This window comes from Neobacillus vireti (assembly GCF_036962345.1).
Lineage (GTDB): Bacteria > Bacillota > Bacilli > Bacillales > Cytobacillaceae > Neobacillus > Neobacillus vireti_A.
In genome coordinates, this window is the sequence record NZ_JBALNB010000001.1 from 1 (window position 1) to 19287 (window position 19287).

At 38.0% G+C, this 19287-nt stretch carries 19 protein-coding genes; 14 read left to right on the forward strand and 5 right to left on the reverse strand.

Features of this window, described 5'->3' with window-relative positions; genetic code table 11:
- The 4 genes from recF to dnaA all read right to left on the reverse strand — a co-directional run.
- Positions 1 to 691 (reverse strand): DNA replication/repair protein RecF (recF, locus tag V7108_RS00005; RefSeq protein WP_335567034.1); only part of this gene is annotated, 691 nt, incomplete at its 3' end.
- A 2-nt stretch (positions 692 to 693) separates the two neighbouring features.
- Positions 694 to 909 carry a S4 domain-containing protein YaaA gene (yaaA, locus tag V7108_RS00010; protein ID WP_335510786.1) on the reverse strand — a complete coding sequence of 72 codons (216 nt, stop codon included), beginning with the start codon at positions 907 to 909 and terminating at the stop codon, positions 694 to 696.
- Between the two features lie 95 nt (positions 910 to 1004).
- Positions 1005 to 2141 carry a DNA polymerase III subunit beta gene (gene dnaN / locus V7108_RS00015; protein ID WP_335510785.1) on the reverse strand — a complete coding sequence of 379 codons (1137 nt, stop codon included), beginning with the start codon at positions 2139 to 2141 and terminating at the stop codon, positions 1005 to 1007.
- A 207-nt stretch (positions 2142 to 2348) separates the two neighbouring features.
- Positions 2349 to 3695: a chromosomal replication initiator protein DnaA gene (dnaA, locus tag V7108_RS00020; protein WP_335510783.1), complete on the reverse strand. Its 1347-nt coding sequence runs from the start codon at positions 3693 to 3695 to the stop codon at positions 2349 to 2351.
- A 708-nt stretch (positions 3696 to 4403) separates the two neighbouring features.
- On the opposite strand from dnaA, the gene rpmH reads away from it, so the two are divergent.
- From rpmH to V7108_RS00075, 11 genes are all read left to right on the forward strand, one after another.
- Positions 4404 to 4538 (forward strand): 50S ribosomal protein L34, encoded by a 135-nt coding sequence (rpmH, locus tag V7108_RS00025; protein WP_335510781.1) that lies wholly within the window; start codon positions 4404 to 4406, stop codon positions 4536 to 4538.
- A 267-nt stretch (positions 4539 to 4805) separates the two neighbouring features.
- Complete coding sequence (gene rnpA / locus V7108_RS00030; protein WP_335510779.1) at positions 4806 to 5150, forward strand: ribonuclease P protein component; 345 nt, start codon at positions 4806 to 4808, stop codon at positions 5148 to 5150.
- A 142-nt stretch (positions 5151 to 5292) separates the two neighbouring features.
- Complete coding sequence (spoIIIJ, locus tag V7108_RS00035; protein WP_335510777.1) at positions 5293 to 6069, forward strand: YidC family membrane integrase SpoIIIJ; 777 nt, start codon at positions 5293 to 5295, stop codon at positions 6067 to 6069.
- The gene (jag, locus tag V7108_RS00040; protein ID WP_335510775.1) at positions 6066 to 6686 is read left to right on the forward strand and encodes an RNA-binding cell elongation regulator Jag/EloR; all 621 of its coding nucleotides are present in this window, start codon (positions 6066 to 6068) and stop codon (positions 6684 to 6686) included. Before spoIIIJ ends, jag begins: the two co-directional genes overlap by 4 nt.
- A 250-nt stretch (positions 6687 to 6936) precedes the next feature.
- On the forward strand, positions 6937 to 8322 hold the full coding sequence (gene mnmE, locus V7108_RS00045) for a tRNA uridine-5-carboxymethylaminomethyl(34) synthesis GTPase MnmE (RefSeq protein ID WP_335510773.1): 1386 nt from the start codon (positions 6937 to 6939) through the stop codon (positions 8320 to 8322).
- Positions 8323 to 8471: 149 nt separating this feature from the next.
- On the forward strand, positions 8472 to 10361 hold the full coding sequence (mnmG, locus tag V7108_RS00050; protein ID WP_335510771.1) for a tRNA uridine-5-carboxymethylaminomethyl(34) synthesis enzyme MnmG: 1890 nt from the start codon (positions 8472 to 8474) through the stop codon (positions 10359 to 10361).
- A 27-nt stretch (positions 10362 to 10388) separates the two neighbouring features.
- Positions 10389 to 11105 (forward strand): 16S rRNA (guanine(527)-N(7))-methyltransferase RsmG, encoded by a 717-nt coding sequence (rsmG, locus tag V7108_RS00055; protein ID WP_335567035.1) that lies wholly within the window; start codon positions 10389 to 10391, stop codon positions 11103 to 11105.
- A gap of 288 nt (positions 11106 to 11393) precedes the next feature.
- Positions 11394 to 12266: a nucleoid occlusion protein gene (noc, locus tag V7108_RS00060; protein ID WP_335567036.1), complete on the forward strand. Its 873-nt coding sequence runs from the start codon at positions 11394 to 11396 to the stop codon at positions 12264 to 12266.
- A 218-nt stretch (positions 12267 to 12484) separates the two neighbouring features.
- Positions 12485 to 13246: a ParA family protein gene (locus V7108_RS00065; RefSeq protein WP_132087294.1), complete on the forward strand. Its 762-nt coding sequence runs from the start codon at positions 12485 to 12487 to the stop codon at positions 13244 to 13246.
- A complete protein-coding gene (locus V7108_RS00070) occupies positions 13239 to 14096 on the forward strand; it encodes a ParB/RepB/Spo0J family partition protein (RefSeq protein ID WP_335510764.1) in 858 nt (285 codons plus the stop codon). The genes V7108_RS00065 and V7108_RS00070 overlap by 8 nt, the downstream gene beginning before the upstream one ends.
- 145 nt (positions 14097 to 14241) lie before the next feature.
- Positions 14242 to 14970: a DUF554 domain-containing protein gene (locus tag V7108_RS00075; RefSeq protein ID WP_335510762.1), complete on the forward strand. Its 729-nt coding sequence runs from the start codon at positions 14242 to 14244 to the stop codon at positions 14968 to 14970.
- Between the two features lie 53 nt (positions 14971 to 15023).
- Here V7108_RS00075 and yyaC read toward each other — a convergent pair whose 3' ends face one another.
- A complete protein-coding gene (yyaC, locus tag V7108_RS00080; RefSeq protein ID WP_335510760.1) occupies positions 15024 to 15638 on the reverse strand; it encodes a spore protease YyaC in 615 nt (204 codons plus the stop codon).
- A 198-nt stretch (positions 15639 to 15836) separates the two neighbouring features.
- On the opposite strand from yyaC, the gene V7108_RS00085 reads away from it, so the two are divergent.
- The 3 genes from V7108_RS00085 to V7108_RS00095 all read left to right on the forward strand — a co-directional run bounded on the left by V7108_RS00085 (position 15837) and on the right by V7108_RS00095 (position 19028).
- The gene (locus V7108_RS00085; protein ID WP_335567037.1) at positions 15837 to 16712 is read left to right on the forward strand and encodes a mechanosensitive ion channel family protein; all 876 of its coding nucleotides are present in this window, start codon (positions 15837 to 15839) and stop codon (positions 16710 to 16712) included.
- A 15-nt stretch (positions 16713 to 16727) separates the two neighbouring features.
- The gene (locus V7108_RS00090; protein ID WP_045519309.1) at positions 16728 to 16925 is read left to right on the forward strand and encodes a DUF951 domain-containing protein; all 198 of its coding nucleotides are present in this window, start codon (positions 16728 to 16730) and stop codon (positions 16923 to 16925) included.
- A gap of 105 nt (positions 16926 to 17030) precedes the next feature.
- Positions 17031 to 19028, forward strand: coding sequence for a molybdopterin-dependent oxidoreductase (locus V7108_RS00095; protein WP_335510756.1), 1998 nt, complete (start codon positions 17031 to 17033; stop codon positions 19026 to 19028).
- The last annotated feature ends 259 nt before the right edge of the window (positions 19029 to 19287 follow it).

Consider the following 19287-nt stretch of genomic DNA (forward strand, 5'->3'; position numbering starts at 1 on the left):
CATCCACTGATGGTTTATAGACAATTTCCAACGATTCCAGCCCTCTAGAAATCCCCTTATGAATGGGTTTAGCCCAATTTTCAAGCAAATAAAGAAACTCGAATCGCTTTAAAACAATCTTTACGGCCATATTAATAAACTGCTCGGTAAGAATTTCAAGCATGGTTTGGTCAGTCTGTTTTTTTATCTGCAGCATTTTCAAAAAATGATTACGCTGTTGTAGTATTTTCTGATATTGACTCATATCATGTAAATAAACAGGTGAAACCTGTCCAATTTCCATATCAATAAACCGCCGTCTTACTTGCGGGCTGCCCTTAACTAAATTGAGATCCTCTGGTGCAAACATGACAACATTCATATTCCCAACATATTGACTCAATTTTTGCTGTTCCATATGATTACATTTAGCCTTTTTGCCCTTTTTTGAAATAATTAATTGTAAAGGCAGTGAGCTATATTGCTTTTGAACCCTACCCTCTATTTTAGCATATTCTTGGTCCCAGCGAATAAGTTCTTTATCATTTGAGGTACGATGGGATTTTGCCATTGCCAAAACATAGATAGATTCCATCACATTTGTCTTCCCTTGGGCATTTTCCCCGAGAATCACATTCACTTTATTTTCAAATTCAACCGATAGGCTTTCATAGTTTCGATAATTTTTTAGCGCTAATTGTTCAATATACATAATTAGTCGGTAATCAAAAACTCACCAAACCCAGGAATTTGAATCTTGTCCCCAGCTCGTAGCTTTCTTCCTCTTCTTTGATCTTGTTCGCCGTTAATAAAAATTTCATGTTCACTCAAAAACCATTTTGCCATTCCACCAGATTGGATGACGTCAGCCAATTTAAGAAATTGACCTAACGTAATAAACTCAGTACTTAGCTTTAATTCTTCAGGCAATGTTTATCACTCATTTCTAAAATGGTCTCAATACTATATTTTACTAAAAATTAATAAATAAAGAAAGTCACCAAAAACATGGTGACTATTTTGTCCTAATACGTTCGGACTGGCAAAATCAGCTGCAAAGTGGTTTCATCGTGCATCGGCTTGATAACAAAAGGTCTCATAGCACCAGTAAAACTTACTCGTATATCTGTACCCTCAAGTGCTTTTAAGGCATCCATCATGTATTTAGCACTGAAGGAAATCTTTAATTCTTCACCATCAATAGACTGGCTTTGAATTTCTTCGACAACTTTACCCACTTCAGGTGTATTTGAGGAAATTTCAATCACACCTCCATCAATGGTTGAAAGTTTTACAACATTGTTCCTGCCTTCACGTGCTAGTAATGATGCGCGATCGATCGCATGAAGGAAATCCTTCGTATTAACGGTAATATCAGTTTTACTTTCATTTGGAATCAGTCTGGATGTGTCAGGATAATTACCTTCTAATAATCTTGAGAAAAACAGCAGATGTTTTGCTTTAAATAAAATTTGATTTTCAGTAATAACAATATCAATCAATTCATTTGAGTCATCAATAATTTTACTTAGTTCGTTCAAACTTTTACCTGGAATGACGACATTGTAGTTTTCATTATTTTCCGTTTCAATTTTTGCTTTTCTTAAAGCTAGGCGGTGGCTATCTGTTGCAATACAGTTTAGTTCGCCATTTTCGATTCTCCAGTTTACACCTGTCAAGATAGGGCGTGTTTCCGATGTAGACACGGCAAAAGAGGTCTGTCGAATCATGGTTTTTAAAAGGTCTGTCGCAATATGAAATTTATTATTTTCCTCTATTTGCGGGAGGTGAGGATATTCTTCTGCATCTAGACCATTTAAGTTAAATTCTGATTTTCCAGAACGGATTACGGTTTGCAATGATCCCAGTACCTCAATTTCAACGCTGTCTGTAGGCAGTTTTTTAACAATTTCACTAAAGAATTTTGCTTGAAGGACAATTGAACCACTTTGTTTAATCTCAACGATTTCGTCTCCAGCTTCCTCTTTTGGTATAAATGATTCAATCGAAATATCCGAATCACTACCTGTTAAGGTAACTCCTTCGCTGCTAGCTGTAATTTTAATTCCTGTCAGAATGGGAATAGTCGTTCTTGATGTGACGGCCTTCATTACATCTTGAACACTTTGAACGAGGCGATCCCGTTGGATGATAAATCTCATTTAATAATCCTCCCAGCAAATTTTTATTCTAAGTATGCATAAATGGAATTTCTTAAACATATAATAATAAGTTTTTTAAATAAAAAACAGTAGAAGTACTAGTAGGGCCTGTTGATATGTGGATAACTTATTTTACACCATAGGAACACAGCCTATCCACATGTGGACAGACTGTGTATAAAGGAGTACAAGTTATTCACAGATGTATTAAACTTTCAACAGCTCATTTATCTCTTTCATTTGCCTTTGCAGCTGAATATCAGTTTGTAACAGCTTAGAAATTTTTTCGTGAGCATGAATAACTGTAGTATGATCACGGCCTCCAAACTCTTCACCTATTTTGGGTAATGAATAATCGGTTAATTCCCGTGATAAATACATTGCAATTTGTCTAGGGAATGCCACAGATTTCGTTCGTTTCTTCGCCTTAAAATCTTCAAGTTTAACACTAAAGTGTTCACCCACGGTTCTTTGGATATCGAGTATGGTGATTACCTTAGGCTTTGAACTTGGAATAATGTCCTTTAAAGCTTCGGAAGCTAAATCTGCGTTAATATCTTTATTAATTAAGGAAGAATAAGCGACTACTCGAATCAATGCTCCCTCAAGCTCTCTAATATTTGTATCAATTTGGTTTGCTATATAGAGCATAACTTCATTCGGTATATCCAAACCTTCTGCTTTAGCCTTTTTCCTAAGAATGGCAATCCTTGTTTCTAGATCGGGCGGCGTTATATCCGTAATTAATCCCCATTCAAAACGTGATCGTAAGCGGTCCTCAAGTGTCGGAATTTCCCTAGGCGGCCTGTCACTAGAGATAACAATTTGTTTGCTTTCCTCATGAAGAGTATTAAAAGTATGGAAAAATTCCTCTTGTGTTGATTCTTTTCCAGCTAAAAATTGAATATCATCTATTAGCAAGACATCTACATTTCGATATTTATTACGGAATTCGACAGCTTTATTGTCTCGAATTGAATTGATAAATTCATTTGTAAATTTCTCTGAGGATAAATAGACAACTTTGGCGTTTGGTTTATGTTCTAACACATAATGACCAATCGCATGCATTAAGTGTGTTTTGCCTAAACCTACCCCGCCATAAATAAATAATGGATTGTACGCTTTTGCTGGAGCTTCTGCAACAGCAAGGGAAGCTGCGTGAGCAAATCGGTTTCCTGAACCAATAACAAAAGTGTCAAATAAGTACTTTGGATTTAGAATATTTTGAGGAAAATCATGTTGATCGTCCTCTCTTTTTGCCTTTTTAGCAGGCAAATGCAAATCTGAATCATCCTCTTTTTGATTTTGCGGAATAATGAACTTTATTGATAGTTCTTCCCCAGTAATTTCATAAAGAATACCGGAGATTAACTGGGAATAGCGCTCCTCAAGCCAATCGCGTGCAAATTCATTGGGAGCAGTAATCACTAGTAGATCGCCTTGAAGGGAATGGGCTTTAGTGGACTTCAGCCAGGTGTCAAAACTAGGCTTGCTAATCTTTTTCTCAATATTGGATAGAGCAGCGTTCCAAAGATCCGCAATATTCTCCAACGGTTATCCCTCCTTTTTCTTTTTATCTGTCTATTATTGAAATGCACTTTGCAGGTATGTTTTTTGTCTAAACTCCATATATAAAGATATTTTTTCACAAACAGTTGTGAAGTATCCTTGCATCATTTTTATATCAAAATGGACAAGAGTTCCGCGGAAAAACAATGTTATACAAGTTGTACAACCTACTAATTTATAAATATACGAAACAATGATTGTGGAAAAACATAATATAGGAAATAAAGTGGAGTTTCGACAATATCCACTGCTTGTGGACAAGTTTCTTCAGTGTGCTTGAACAACTTGTCCACATGTTATCCACAGTTTGTGGATAACGTATTTAGGGGGCAAAGTTATTCAGAGTGAAAACACAAATATAATATCAAATAAAATGCAGATACGCAATGCCTTTTAATGGTTTATCCACAACCACAACAATATGTGATTAAAACTTGTCCACAAGTAGTGTTTCCTGTGTAAAAACTGTCAATATCTTGTGAAATGGTGAAAAAAATGTCGAAAAAAGTATCCACAGGATAAATTTAAGAGGAAATTGGAGTTATTAAGATTTTTTGGGATGAAAAAAATCTGTGTGAAAAAAATAGTGATACAAGTACAATATTTTACGGGTAGTTGACAAGATAAAAGTCCGTCTTTATAATTAGTTAGACTGTCTTTAACAGCTATTCCTCAGGGAGGTGTCATATAATGAAAAGAACATATCAACCAAAAAAACGTAAACATAGTAAAGTTCACGGTTTCCGCAGTCGTATGAGCAGCGCTACTGGACGTAAAGTTCTAGCACGCCGTCGTCAAAAAGGAAGAAAAGTATTATCAGCTTAGGCCACTGAAACATCAGTGGTCTTTTTTCTAATATAGCTGTTGCCTAATGCTTATTGTTAAAATCTTAAAGCTGATTTTAACGCGGCAATAGCCTTTTGTGCTTAAGAATTAAATTTGTAGGCACTTTTCTTAATGAGTTATTCTTTCTCCGGAAAACTTAGCGCAATCATTAATTTTGTTCCAAAAACAAAAATGTAACAGAAAAGTGCCTATAATAAAGTGTCTTTCTCAATGGAAAAGTTTTGGTATAGATGGAAGGTGTTTTCTATGAAGAAAGAATTACGTGTGAAGAAGAATAAGGAATTTCAAGAGGCATTTCAAAAGGGGCAATCCTTTGCGAATCGACAATTTGTTGTATATAGTCTAAAAAAGGAAGATCAGGACTATTTTCGGATTGGACTTTCTGTAAGCAAGAAGATAGGAAATGCCGTAACAAGAAATCAAGTTAAACGATACATAAGACAAGCCGTTTTCGAATTATCCGATTTGCTGATGCCAGGGAATGATTACGTAATCATTGCTAGGAAGCCTGCAGCAGAAATGGATTTTTTTGAGGTAAAAAAGAGTTTAACTCATGTCTTTAAAGTGGGAAAGGTCTTAAAAAAACGATAATTTGTCAAAATATAGAGGTATCGTCATAAATTTAGGAGACAAATTATTCTAAAAGATGGTAAAATACCTATGAAATATTCCAAATGGATATAGTAGTTTAATCTATATATATATATACATTGTTCAAGGAGGAAAATTCAGGTTGAAAAAACGAATATTACTTTTGCTTGGTTTTGTTTCTGTCATTCTATTCCTTTCAGGATGTACTGAAATCAATAAACCAATCGATGCCGAAAGTACAGGTTTTTGGAATGAGTACATCGTATACCCGCTATCCTGGGTCATTGTGAAATTTGCAGATATACTAGGCGGAAGCTTTGGTTTTTCATTGATAGTCGTAACAATTTTAATTCGATTAGCGATTTTACCGCTAATGATCAAGCAGACAAGAAGCTCGAAAGCAATGCAAGCATTACAGCCAGAAATGAAGGCGCTTCGAGAGAAATACAGTTCAAAGGATCAAAAGACTCAGCAAAAGCTGCAGCAAGAAACAATGGCACTTTTCCAAAAGCATGGAGTAAACCCAATGGCAGGCTGTTTCCCATTAATCGTTCAGATGCCGATTTTAATTGGTTTTTATCATGCTATCTCTAGAACAAGGGAAATTGCAGATCATAGTTTCCTTTGGTTTGATCTAGGGGATAAGGATCCATATTTTATTCTTCCGATTGTTGCAGGGATCACAACATTTATTCAGCAAAAGTTGATGATGGCTGGACAGGAGCATAATCCTCAAATGGCGATGATGCTTTGGATGATGCCGATTATGATCGTCATTTTTGCTTTCAATTTCCCAGCAGCACTTTCTTTGTACTGGGTAGTTGGTAACATTTTCATGATTGTACAAACTTATTTCATTAAAGGACCGGACTTGAGGAAGACTGCAGAGGCCGGTAAAGCGGGAGGAGCAAAAAAGTGAAACAAGTAACTGCTACCGGACAAACTGTCGAAGAAGCAGTGGAATCAGCTTTAGCTCAACTAAACACAACAAAAGACCGCACGGATGTAGCCATTATTGATGAAGGAAAAAGGGGTATTTTTGGAATATTTGGTTCTCGCCCTGCTGTCGTTAAGGTTACGGTTATTATCGATCCAATTGATGAGGCAAAGAAGTTTCTGCTTCAGGTTAGTGAACAAATGGGTGCGCCTGTCAGTATTGAAGTTAAACGGGATGGTAAACAAGTGCATTTCGTTTTGACAGGCGAAAAGATCGCTCTTTTGATTGGAAAAAGGGGACAAACATTAAATTCATTACAATATTTAACGCAGTTAATCATCAATCGCTTTTCGAATCATTATTTAACCGTTATTTTAGATGCAGAGGATTACCGAAACCGGAGAAATGATACGCTTATCCAATTAGCACATCGTCTAGCCCTGAAGGCAATTAAAACAGGCAAGGATGTTGCATTGGAACCAATGCCTTCATATGAGCGTAAAGTTATTCATACAGCTTTATCCGATAATAAACGAGTAAAGACGTATTCAGATGGTTCAGATCCACATCGCCATATTGTTATTTCACCTGTCAGATAAATAAGAAAAGGCATCCTTTTTTGAAGGATGTCTTTTTTTTGGTCTAAATGACCTGTGAATAACAATTATTTGAAATTCTATGTTTTATTGTTATTCACATGTGGATAAGTTAAAATAATACGTGGACATTTATTTGGTTGTGGATAATTATTTTATAAGGTTTTTTGGTTTTTACACAAAACCAGATGTGGTATTCTAATATTTTGAGAAAAATAATTTGTATTTATATATATAAAGAGTGGTGAATGTAATGGAATTTGATACGATAGCTGCCATATCGACACCAATGGGTGAGGGAGCAATTGCAATAGTACGATTGAGTGGCGATGATTCCATTAAAATTGCGGATCAAGTTTTTCGAAGCATTAGTGGAAAAAGGTTGATAGAGGTACCAACTCATACGATCCATTATGGACATTTAATCGATCCAAAGAAGGATCAGGTTATTGAAGAGGTAATGGTATCGGTCATGAAGGGACCTAAGACTTTTACAAAAGAGGATGTAGTTGAAATAAATTGTCACGGCGGGATTGTATCTGTTAATCGTGTTTTGCAGCATGTATTAGCTCATGGAGCTAGACTTGCAGAACCAGGTGAATTTACCAAGAGGGCGTTTTTAAACGGACGGATTGATTTATCACAAGCAGAAGCCGTAATGGACTTAATTAGGGCAAAAACAGATCGGGCAATGAATGTGGCTCTAGGACAAATGGAAGGACGATTATCGAAGTTAATTAGGGGATTGCGTCAGGAAATCTTAGAGATCCTCGCACACGTTGAAGTAAATATCGATTATCCTGAATATGACGATGTTGAAGAAATGACTCATAAAATGTTATTGGAAAAGTCCATTTATGTTCGGGATGAATTAAGAAAGCTGCTGCAAACCTCACAGCAGGGGAAAATTTTACGAGAGGGACTATCGACCGTTATTGTCGGCCGCCCGAATGTTGGAAAGTCTTCTTTATTAAATAGTCTTGTTCATGAAAATAAGGCAATTGTTACCGATATTCCTGGGACAACCCGTGATGTAATTGAAGAATATGTAAATGTCCGCGGAGTCCCGCTAAGACTATTAGACACAGCGGGTATTAGAGAAACGGAAGATATTGTTGAACGCATAGGAGTAGAAAAGTCACGGCAGGTATTAAAAGAAGCTGATTTAATCTTGTTAGTGCTAAACTACGCAGATGAATTTACAAAAGAGGATGAAAACCTTTTTGAAGCGGTTAAAGGGATGGATGTCATCGTCATTGTGAATAAGACTGACCTTGAACAGCATATTGATATGGACCGTGTTAAGGAGTTGGCAGCGGAGCATAAAATCGTCACCACTTCCTTATTAGAGGACCGTGGTGTGGATGAACTTGAAGAAGCAATATCCTCTCTGTTCTTCGCCGGCTCCATTGACGCTGGTGATATGACCTATCTCTCAAACAGCCGCCATATTGCGTTGATTGGGCAAAGTTTGCATACGATAGAAGAAGCCATCGCTGGAGTAGAAATGGGCACTCCAATTGATATTGTCCAAATAGACGTTACAAGAACCTGGGAGATACTTGGGGAAATTATCGGTGATAGTGTTCATGAAAGCCTCATCGACCAGTTATTCTCACAGTTCTGTTTAGGAAAATAGGAAAATAATAAAAGCAGCAGCACCTTCGGAACAAGCACAGCTTGTTCCTGCGAAGATTATTCTAAGGAGCATTCCTTAGCGTTCAGCCCCGAGGTTACCTCGGGGGGCTAGGTGCTGCAGCTAGAAAATAAGAAAGTTGGTGAAGTAAAATGTCATACGAAGCAGGTAATTTTGACGTTGTGGTCATTGGTGCTGGCCATGCTGGCTGTGAGGCTGGCCTTGCGGCGGCACGAATGGGCGCAAAAACATTAATGCTTACCATTAATCTCGACATGGTTGCTTTCATGCCATGTAATCCATCAATTGGCGGACCCGCAAAAGGGATTGTTGTTCGGGAAATTGATGCACTTGGCGGGGAAATGGGAAAAAATATAGATAAAACACATATCCAAATGAGAATGTTGAATACGGGTAAGGGTCCTGCAGTCCGTGCACTGCGGGCTCAAGCCGATAAAGTTGACTATCAGTCCGAAATGAAAAATACAATTGAAAATACTCCAAATCTCACACTCCTTCAAGGAATGGTTGAAAGATTAATCGTCGAAAATGGCGTCTGTGTTGGGGTTATTACAAAAACAGGTGCCATTTACCGTGCAAAAACAGTCGTCATTACGACCGGTACGTATCTTCGCGGTGAAATTATCCTCGGAGAATTGAAGTACTCCAGCGGTCCGAATAATCAACAGCCATCCATAAAATTATCTGAGCATTTAGAAGAACTTGGGTTTGAGCTTGTTCGTTTTAAGACTGGAACTCCGCCGCGTGTGAATAGCCAAACAATTGATTACAGCAAAACGGAAATTCAGCCTGGTGATGAGGAACCGAGGGCGTTTTCTTATGAAACCACTAAATATATCACCGATCAGCTCCCATGCTGGTTAACCTATACAAATGAACAAACACATACGTTAATTGACCAAAACCTTCATCGGTCACCCATGTATTCTGGAATGATAAAAGGAACAGGTCCACGCTATTGTCCATCCATTGAGGATAAAGTAGTCCGCTTTAATGATAAGCCTCGTCACCAGATCTTTCTAGAGCCTGAAGGAAGAAAAACACAAGAGGTTTATGTTCAAGGCTTATCGACCAGTCTTCCAGAAGATGTTCAACATCAACTCATTAGAAGCGTTCCTGGATTGGAAAATGCACAAATGATGAGGGCCGGATACGCGATTGAGTACGATGCGATTAATCCAACACAGCTTTGGCCGACTTTGGAAACAAAAGTGATAAAAAACCTTTATACGGCTGGTCAAATTAATGGAACATCCGGATATGAAGAGGCAGCTGGCCAAGGGATTATGGCCGGCATTAATGCTGCACTGAGTATACAAGGAAAAGATTCATTAATTCTTAGCCGTTCAGATGCCTATATCGGTGTATTAATAGATGATTTAATTACAAAGGGTACCGCTGAACCTTACCGCTTGTTGACTTCACGTGCAGAATACCGTCTTTTGTTACGACATGACAATGCAGACCTAAGATTAACGGAACTAGGGCATTCGATTGGCCTTATTCAAGAGGAGCGTTATCAAAGATTTCTTGTAAAGAAAGCAGCAGTTGAATCAGAAAAAGAAAGACTTTTATCCGTTAGACTAAAGCCCTCAGCCGAAGTTCAAGAACTCATTAGAAGCATGGGCGGCAGTGAGCTTAAAGACGGAATTCTAGCTGCAGATTTATTGAAACGTCCTGAGATGACATATGAACATATTGAGAAACTAACTCCTAGTCATGTGGAATTAGATCAAGATATTAAAGAGCAAGTTGAAATCCAAATTAAATATGAAGGTTATATTGAAAAATCACTCCAGCAGGTTGAACGCCTAAAGAAAATGGAGAATAAGAAAATTCCTGACAATATTGATTATGATTCGATATCTGGGCTTGCAAATGAAGCGAAGCAAAATTTAAAACAAATCAAACCATTATCTCTTGCTCAGGCTTCAAGGATATCTGGTGTAAATCCAGCGGATATTTCAATCCTCCTTATTTATTTAGAACAAGGAAAAATAGCTAGGACGAGTAATCTATAATTTTGAAAAAAAGAGGAAGTTTTGCTGATGAACGTCGAACAATTCAAAGCTATGCTTCTTGAAAAGGGCATTACCCTTAGCGATGAGCAGCTGCACCAATTCGAAAATTACTTTCATACCTTGGTTGAGTGGAATGAAAAAATGAACCTAACGGCCATTACAGATCAAAGTGATGTTTATTTAAAACATTTCTATGATTCCATATCTGCTGCCTTCTATTTTGATTTTACGCAGCCTCTTCACCTTTGCGATGTAGGTGCGGGCGCAGGGTTTCCAAGTATTCCATTAAAAATTGCCTTTCCTCATCTAGAGGTAACCATTGTTGATTCATTAAATAAGCGGATATCCTTTTTAAACCATTTAGCAAATGTTTTAAAATTGGATAAGGTCCACTTCATTCACGATCGTGCTGAGACCTTTGGGGTGAATCCATCCCATAGGGAATCATACAATCTTGTGACTGCCCGGGCAGTTGCGAGAATGTCTGTACTTAGTGAGCTCTGCCTGCCGCTTGTAAAAGTTGGCGGACATTTTATCGCTATGAAAGCGGCACATGCAAATGATGAATTGGCAATAGGGCAGAAGGCAATTACAACCCTTGGTGGAAAGTTAGAGCAGATGTTTACTTTTACTTTGCCGATGGAAGACAGTGAAAGAAATATTCTTGTGATTAAAAAAGAAAAACAAACGCCAAAAAAGTATCCAAGAAAACCAGGAACACCTGGCAAAATGCCAATTGAATAGGATGATTTATTTGTTTAAATAAAGCCTGCTTACGTAAAGATTGTTGTTAAAATCTTAAAGCCGATTTTAACGTGGAAATAGCTATTTTGCACTTTAGAATATAGTTTGCAGGCTCTTTTCTTATTAAATTTTGCTAATTTCTGCAGAGATTTAGCATTATCATTAAGTTTTGTTCCTACAGGCAACAAAGTTTAAGAAAAGAGCTTAAATAAAACAGCGGAATTGGCAGGAAGTAAAAGGATAGACAGCGAATAAGTAATAGGGAGTTTCGTAAAGGTGGTGTTGGGGATGAAGAATTCGTTTTCACGCTTTTTTGGCCTCGGCGAAAAGGGAGATCAAAAGGTTGAGTTAGAAAAAGAGCAAAACCAAGAGCTTGATGGCGTAAAAAATGAAGAAATAAAAAAGATTCCGATTGAAAGAATTGTTCCAAACCGTTTTCAGCCTCGAACCGTATTCGATGACGAAAAAATAGAAGAATTATCACGAACAATTCATACACACGGAATCATACAGCCAATTGTTGTCCGCCAGTTTGATGGAAATTATGAGATTATTGCCGGGGAGCGCCGCTTTCGTGCAATGAAGAAGCTAGGCTGGGATGAAGCGCCCGCAATTATTAAGAATTATTCAGACACAGAAACCGCTTCGGTTGCTTTAATTGAAAATTTACAGCGGGAAGAATTATCTCCAATTGAAGAGGCGATTGCTTATGGAAAGCTGCTCGAGCTCCATAATTTAACGCAAGAGGCTCTTGCTCAGCGGCTTGGAAAAGGGCAGTCAACCGTAGCAAATAAGCTAAGGCTTCTTAAACTGCCGCAGCAAATCCAAGAATCCTTGTTGAATAAGGAAATAACGGAGCGGCATGCACGAGCCCTGATCCCGCTTAAGGATCCAGAGAAGCAAGTTTTACTCATGCAGGACATTATTGCAAGAAATCTTAATGTGAAGCAGACAGAAGATCGAGTGGCACGGCTGCTGGAAGAAAAAAACCAAAAGCCAAAGCCAAAACGGAAGGCCTTCAGCAAGGATATGAGAATTGCAGTAAACACCATTCGTCAATCATTAACGATGGTGACAGATAACGGAATTTCTCTCGACGCCGAAGAGGAAGAATTCGAAGAGTACTATCAATTTACAATCAAAATACCAAAGAAAAAATAAAATATTCTACAAAATGGAACCAGACTTTTCAGTAGTTTGGTTTTTATTTTGTGTAAAATAGTGGAAGTTAAACACAGCCTAATCATTATTAATATTTTATGAAAAAAAATAACAATAAATCAGTTTCATGATAAAATAACAGAGCATGGATTTTTATATTACTAGTTTTACTTACTAGACTTTAAGTTTTATTATTTGAAACAAGGGTAGGTGACATCGTGGGCAAAACCATTGCAATCGCGAATCAAAAAGGCGGGGTTGGAAAGACAACTACCTCTGTCAATCTAGGCGCCTGCTTAGCATACATTGGGAAAAAGGTTTTATTAGTAGACATTGACCCTCAAGGAAATGCAACAAGCGGAATTGGTATTGATAAAGCAGATGTAGAGCAGTGCATCTATGATGTTTTAGTAGATGATGTGGAAGCAAAGGATGTTATAAAATCAACATCAGTGGAAAATTTATATGCTATACCTGCTACCATCCAGTTGGCGGGGGCAGAGATCGAGCTTGTTCCTACAATTTCAAGAGAAGTCCGGTTAAAGCGTGCCCTTGAAGAAGTCAAAGACCAATTTGATTATATCATTATCGATTGCCCTCCTTCATTAGGGTTATTAACACTCAACTCCTTAACAGCTTCTGATTCTGTATTAATTCCAGTTCAATGTGAGTATTATGCTCTAGAAGGTTTAAGTCAGTTATTAAACACTGTGCGTCTAGTACAAAAACACCTAAATCAAGACCTAAAAATAGAAGGTGTTTTGCTGACAATGCTTGATGCACGGACCAACTTAGGCATTCAAGTCATTGAAGAGGTTAAGAAGTACTTTCAAGACAAAGTATATAAAACCATTATTCCAAGAAATGTACGTCTAAGTGAAGCACCGAGCCATGGCGAACCAATTATTACGTATGATTCAAAATCTCGAGGAGCAGAAGTTTATTTAGATCTAGCAAAGGAAGTGGTCTCAAATGGCTAAGGGTCTAGGAAAAAAAGGCTTAAATGCATTTTTTACGAATATCGAGGCCGGTAAGGAAGAGACTGTCCAAGAAATTAGTGTAAAAGAGCTGCGTCCGAATCCTTACCAGCCAAGGAAAACCTTCCAGCAGGAAGCAATTGATGAGTTGAAAGCATCAATTCTAGAACATGGAATTCTCCAGCCGCTTGTAGTAAGAAAAAGCATAAAGGGCTATGAAATTGTTGTTGGAGAAAGACGCTTCCGAGCAGCAAAAGAGGCAAAACTAGAAAGTGTGCCAGCAGTTGTTAGAGAGTTAACAGAGCAGCAAATGATGGAGTTAGCGGTATTAGAAAACCTCCAGCGAGAGGACTTGAATCCAATTGAAGAGGGTCAGGCTTACCAGACATTAATGGAAAAGCTAAAATTTACCCAAGAAGAGGTAGCGAAGCGTTTAGGAAAAAGCCGCCCGCATATCGCGAATCATATTCGATTGCTCTCCCTTCCTGTTAAGATTCAAGAGTTAATTTCCGATGGGAAAATCTCGATGGGTCATGGACGCGCGCTATTGGGCCTTCGTCAAAAGGCCAAGGTCCCAGCTTTAGTGGATAAAATTATTCAAGAGTCCTTGAATGTACGCCAGTTAGAGAAACTCATTCAACAATTGAATGATAATGTTCCACGTGAAACAAAAAAGCCTGAAAAGAAAAAGGATGTATTTATCCAGGAGCGTGAACACTCCCTTAGGGAACGCTTCGGGACAACTGTAAATATTAAACAATCAAAAAATAAAGGGAAAATTGAAATTGAATTTTTTTCCAAAGAAGATCTAGAACGAATTCTAGAAATGCTTGGTCAAGAAGAATCACTTTAAGCCATCAAATCGGATGGTTTATTTTTTTTGCCAGAGCTTTGATAAAACGGACTTTTCCAAAAATAAATATCTTTTCATTGACCATAAAACATGATAGGTTAATACTATTATAAATTTCGAGATTCGAAGAATAGGTGAACAAACGATGTTTTTATTAGGGACGCTGGTCAATGGAGCATTAATCATTATTGGTACTTTAATAGGAAGACTTTTGAACCGAATACCTGAAAGCATGAAAACAACGGTCATGTATGCAATCGGATTGTCGGTGATTGTCCTGGGATTACAAATGGGCTTGAAAAGTGAGAATTTCCTGATTGTCATTATTAGCTTGGTGATAGGAGCCGTCCTAGGTGAACTCATGCAATTAGATGAAAAGCTAAATCAGTTAGGTTTTTGGCTGGAAAAGAAAATTGGTTCTTTGGGAATAGGCTCTACTGGAAAAGGCAGCATCTCAGAAGGATTTGTTACAGCTACTTTAATCTTTGTGATTGGGGCTATGGCAATTATTGGAGCCCTCGACAGTGGTATCCGCGGTGACCATGATGTTTTGTATACGAAGGGGCTTATAGATGGATTTACATCGATTATATTAACCTCTACCCTTGGAGTCGGCGTTATTTTTTCTGCCATTCCTGTCATGCTCTATCAAGGGCTGATTGCATTATTCGCCACCCAAATTGATCGTTTTATTCCGCAGCTCTTGATGGATCAATTTATCGTTGAACTAACTGCGACCGGCGGAGTCATGATTTTTGCAATCGGATTGAATCTAACTGGATTAGTAAAAATAAAGGTTGCGAACCTCCTCCCTGCTATTCTCGTAACGGCGATTATAGTAGCCATTCTCTATCAATATCATCAGTATTTTTAATTTACTTACAAGAAACTCCAAAAAGAGCAATTGGGCTATTCCCGATTGCTCTTTTAATTCGTCTTTTTCTGCTCTTGCATTAACTCCTGCAGACGTCCCTTTGAATGGAGAATACTCGCTTGATAAATACCATTAGCAATTGTTTTTGCCATTTTCATGACGAGATTTAGACGGGTGTTTTGGAGGACAAAAAACTCCATAAAGCCGCTGACATTAACAATTCCGGTAATATGGATATCTCCGACAGCAGGAAGATCCTTGTTTACCCCAGCACCTGGTTTCACAGGGCCATCAGCTACCTGAATTACCCCAACATTTTTCATTCTTCCTAAGCAGGCATCAATGCCAATGATATAGGGATCTTGATGTTTGAGTGTAATTTCCGACAATCGTTCAGTAAGATTTACGGCATGAATAGGCTCATCTAATGTACCGTACACATGAAAAAAAGGAATATCCTTTTCTTCTAAAAATGATCCCACAAGTGGCCCTAATGAATCTCCTGTTGAGCGGTCAGTTCCAATACAAACAAAAACGATTGGCCGTTGTGACGTCCTGGGTAAAAACTTGACTAATTCCATGGCGAGATTTTCAACTGCTTGAAAATCCTCATGATTAATTTTTTGTGTATTGGTCCTCCTATCAAGAAAACTTGGCTTCAGGTTCATAAGTCCACTCCTTAACTTGTGACCACTTATTGTTTTAAAAATTGCTTTCTAACAGTATACGGAAAATTTTGAAAATCTATACGTAGTCAATGAAAGATATTCCTATTGAAAAAATGAATAAATCACAATACTATAAACTACAAAGGAAAATTGATAAAATAAGTGTGATTCAATAGGAAACGAGGGATTGGTTTTTAAATGAATTCAGTTATTAACAGATTTATTGATAAATTTCAAAACGAAGATACCTGGCTGGCCATCGGGGAAGGTGTACTTAAAATCATTGCCATTTTGATTGTTGCCAAAATTTTAATTAAGTTAGGCAGCGTAGCAATTGATAATGTATTTAAGATTCGAACACGCTCTCCTCTAAAGACTTCAGAACGACGAGAAGAAACTTTGTATAAACTTCTCGATAATGTACTTACATATGTTGTCTATTTTATTGCCTTTATGATGATTCTTTCTGTTCTAACGATTGACGTAAAAGCCTTGATTGCCGGGGCAGGAGTTGTAGGACTCGCCGTTGGTTTCGGGGCACAAAGTTTGGTCAAAGATGTAATAAGCGGCTTCTTTATTATTTTTGAAGATCAGTTTTCAGTTGGCGATCAAGTTCGCATTGACCAGTTTGAGGGAACGGTTCAGGCAATTGGTCTCAGGACAACAAAACTAAAAAGCTGGACGGGAGAAGTACACATTCTTCCCAATGGAAGTATCATTCAAGTAACCAACTTCTCTTTAAATAACAGTCTGGCTATAATTGACATTGCAATTGCCTATGAAGAGGATATTGATAAGACGCAGAATATTATCCGAAACTTACTTGAACAAATGCCCGATAAATACGAACAATTAACAAAGGTACCCGAACTGTTAGGTATTCAAACCTTGGGATCAACAGAAGTAGTATTACGAATTGTAGCGGAAACCTTGCCAATGAAACATGCAGGTGTTTCTCGTGATATTAAAAGGGATATAAAACAATCTCTAGATGAACATGGAATTAAAATCCCATATCCACGTATGGTCATGTACTCAAAGGATTCTGGAAACGTTAATGAACCTAGTGTTTAAAAGGAGAGGAATTTAATGGAGGAAAAGGAATTTGGGTTAAATGATGTCGTAGAAATGAAAAAGCAGCATCCATGCGGGACGAATCGTTGGAAGATAATTCGGATGGGGATGGACATCCGCATTAAATGTGAAGGCTGTGAACATAGCGTAATGATTCCAAGACGTGAATTTTCACGGAAAATGAAGAAAATATTGGTTAAGCATGAGCAGTAGTTCATGCTTCTTTTTTTTGAGTAAATAGATTATCCTTTTTAAATATGGATGTTTTCGTAAAGATTGTTGTTAAAATTATATAGATTGATTTAGGGGGTGGGGAAAATGACTGAAATACGTAAATCGGCTTGTCCGCTAAATTGTTGGGACAGCTGCGGTTTCCATGTAACGGTAGAGAACGATAAAATAACTAAAGTAGAAGGAGACCCTTCCCACCCAATTACAAAAGGGAAAATTTGTGGAAGAGGTAGAATGCTAGAAACGAGGACCAATTCAACAGAACGTCTTCTTCATCCCTTAAAAAAGGTAAATGGCGAATTCAAGCAAATATCATGGGATCAGGCTCTTGATGAAATAGCTCTCAAGTTGAAGGAAATTAAAGAACAGTATGGATCGACTGCCGTTCTTCATAGTCATGACTATGCGAACAATGGAATATTAAAAAATTTAGATCAACGGTTTTTTAATTCGTATGGCGGTGTTACGGAAGTTTATGGATCACTCTGTTGGGGTGCGGGAATTGAGGCACAGAAATGGGATTTTGGTAATGCCTGGAGTCATGAACCGGAGGACGTTTTAAACAGTAAAAACATCGTCATTTGGGGCAGAAATGTCGCAAGAACTAACATGCACTTCTACGAAAAGCTCTTAGAAGCAAAGAAAAAAGGAGCAAGAATTCTTGTTATTGATCCACTATTTAATGCCACTGCAAAAATAGCAGATAAATATATATCAGTAAAACCTGGAATGGATGGTCTTTTAGCTGCGGGTATTATTAAGGAAATTCTCCGATTAGGGCTAGAAGATCGGGAATTTATCGATCATCATACCCTTGGCTTTCGCGATGTAGAGAAGATGGTTGACAGTATTACACTAGAGAAAATTAGCAAAATGACAGAGGTTCCTGTAGAAAATATTCAATATTTAGGACAGATTTTTGGCGATCGTCCAACCTCTACCTTCATGGGACTTGGGATGCAGCGCTATAAAAATGGCGGAAATACCATCCGCTTGATTGATGCCCTTGTCGCGATAAGTGGAAATATTGGAATTCCTGGCGGAGGTGCCAATTATGCAAACCTCCAAGTAGGGCAGAGCTTTGATATCGGTAATTTAACATTGAATCATCGAAAGAGCAGCCACAGACAGTTTTCGATCATGAAACAAGCAGAGGAAGTATTGGCTGCAGTAGACCCAGAAATCAAAATGATTTTTGTTACTTGTGGCAATCCACTGACACAGGTTCCGGATTCATCTATTGTAGAAAAAGCATTTTCTTCCGTTTCCACGCTCGTCGTGGTGGAACAATATATGACAGACACAGCTCGTTTAGCGGATTATATTCTGCCAACGACAACTTCTTTTGAGGAAGAAGATTTCTATTACTCTTCTATGTACCATCATTACGTCAATTATGGGCCAAAACTTGTTTCTGCCCCTGGAGAAGCGAAATCTGATTTATGGATTTGGACTCAGCTTGCAAACAGGCTGGGATTTGGAGAGGATTTTGCTTTTTCAAGAGAACAATGGATGGAAATGGCTCTGGAATCATTAGCAAAAAAGGGAATCACTTTTGAGCAGCTTAAAGAAAAACACACACTGGAGCTTCCGGTGGAACCCATCCCGTGGAGCAATTATAATTTCAAAACTCCTTCCGGAAAATATGAGTTCACATCGATTGGGAAGGGGGATGACGGCCAGTTAAAATTGGCCCTTCCTGAAGAGTCAAAGTGGAGTAACCCAGAACTAGCTGAGAAATATCCGTATCATTTATTAACCATTCATCCTTTAAGATCGAATCATTCGCAAAACTATCATCTATTTTCTAAGGATCCTGAGCTAAAGGTGGAAGTTGCAGAAAATATTGCGGCAGATAAACAACTTACGAATGGAGATTTAGTGAGAGTATGGAATCAGCGTGGTGAGGTAAAAGGGGTTATTTCTATTTTACCCAAGGCACATCCCAATACGATTAATATCGATGAGGGTATTTGGAAAAGGTTTGGCGGTCCTGTCAATAGCCTAACCTCAAGCGGGGAATCAGATAATGGATTAGGCAGCACTTTGTATGATTGCCTTGTTAATCTTGAAAGAACAACTTAGCTGGTGCCTTAGGTACCAGCTAAGTTGTAATCCAGTTCCGACGCCCAGCCCCTCGAGGTCAAATACCTCTCCCCAATGAAGTCAAAGTGCGGAATTCATCGGGGAGAGGTTATTTGCTTGTCGGGGCTAATCAAGGCGTCTCCACTTTTTGTTGTTCTTGTCTTTTTAGCTTCTAATGCCTATAATTGTGAGAGGCTTTTTAAAATTTGTACGTAAATTTATTATAAAATAGATGGATTTTTTATGAGGAGTGAATTTT

Excerpts from the sequence above, each read along its gene's own strand:
- noc (WP_335567036.1), top strand. The coding sequence starts at position 11,394 with ATGAAGAATTCGTTTTCACGCTTTTTTGGCCTCGGCGAAAAGGGAGAT.
- V7108_RS00085 (WP_335567037.1), top strand. The coding sequence starts at position 15,837 with ATGAATTCAGTTATTAACAGATTTATTGATAAATTTCAAAACGAAGAT.
- V7108_RS00075 (WP_335510762.1), top strand. The coding sequence starts at position 14,242 with ATGTTTTTATTAGGGACGCTGGTCAATGGAGCATTAATCATTATTGGT.
- rsmG (WP_335567035.1), top strand. The coding sequence starts at position 10,389 with ATGAACGTCGAACAATTCAAAGCTATGCTTCTTGAAAAGGGCATTACC.
- V7108_RS00070 (WP_335510764.1), top strand. The coding sequence starts at position 13,239 with ATGGCTAAGGGTCTAGGAAAAAAAGGCTTAAATGCATTTTTTACGAAT.
- rpmH (WP_335510781.1), top strand. The coding sequence starts at position 4,404 with ATGAAAAGAACATATCAACCAAAAAAACGTAAACATAGTAAAGTTCAC.
- mnmG (WP_335510771.1), top strand. The coding sequence starts at position 8,472 with ATGTCATACGAAGCAGGTAATTTTGACGTTGTGGTCATTGGTGCTGGC.
- dnaN (WP_335510785.1), bottom strand. The coding sequence starts at position 2,141 with ATGAGATTTATCATCCAACGGGATCGCCTCGTTCAAAGTGTTCAAGAT.
- yyaC (WP_335510760.1), bottom strand. The coding sequence starts at position 15,638 with ATGAACCTGAAGCCAAGTTTTCTTGATAGGAGGACCAATACACAAAAA.
- V7108_RS00090 (WP_045519309.1), top strand. The coding sequence starts at position 16,728 with ATGGAGGAAAAGGAATTTGGGTTAAATGATGTCGTAGAAATGAAAAAG.
- V7108_RS00095 (WP_335510756.1), top strand. The coding sequence starts at position 17,031 with ATGACTGAAATACGTAAATCGGCTTGTCCGCTAAATTGTTGGGACAGC.
- rnpA (WP_335510779.1), top strand. The coding sequence starts at position 4,806 with ATGAAGAAAGAATTACGTGTGAAGAAGAATAAGGAATTTCAAGAGGCA.
- mnmE (WP_335510773.1), top strand. The coding sequence starts at position 6,937 with ATGGAATTTGATACGATAGCTGCCATATCGACACCAATGGGTGAGGGA.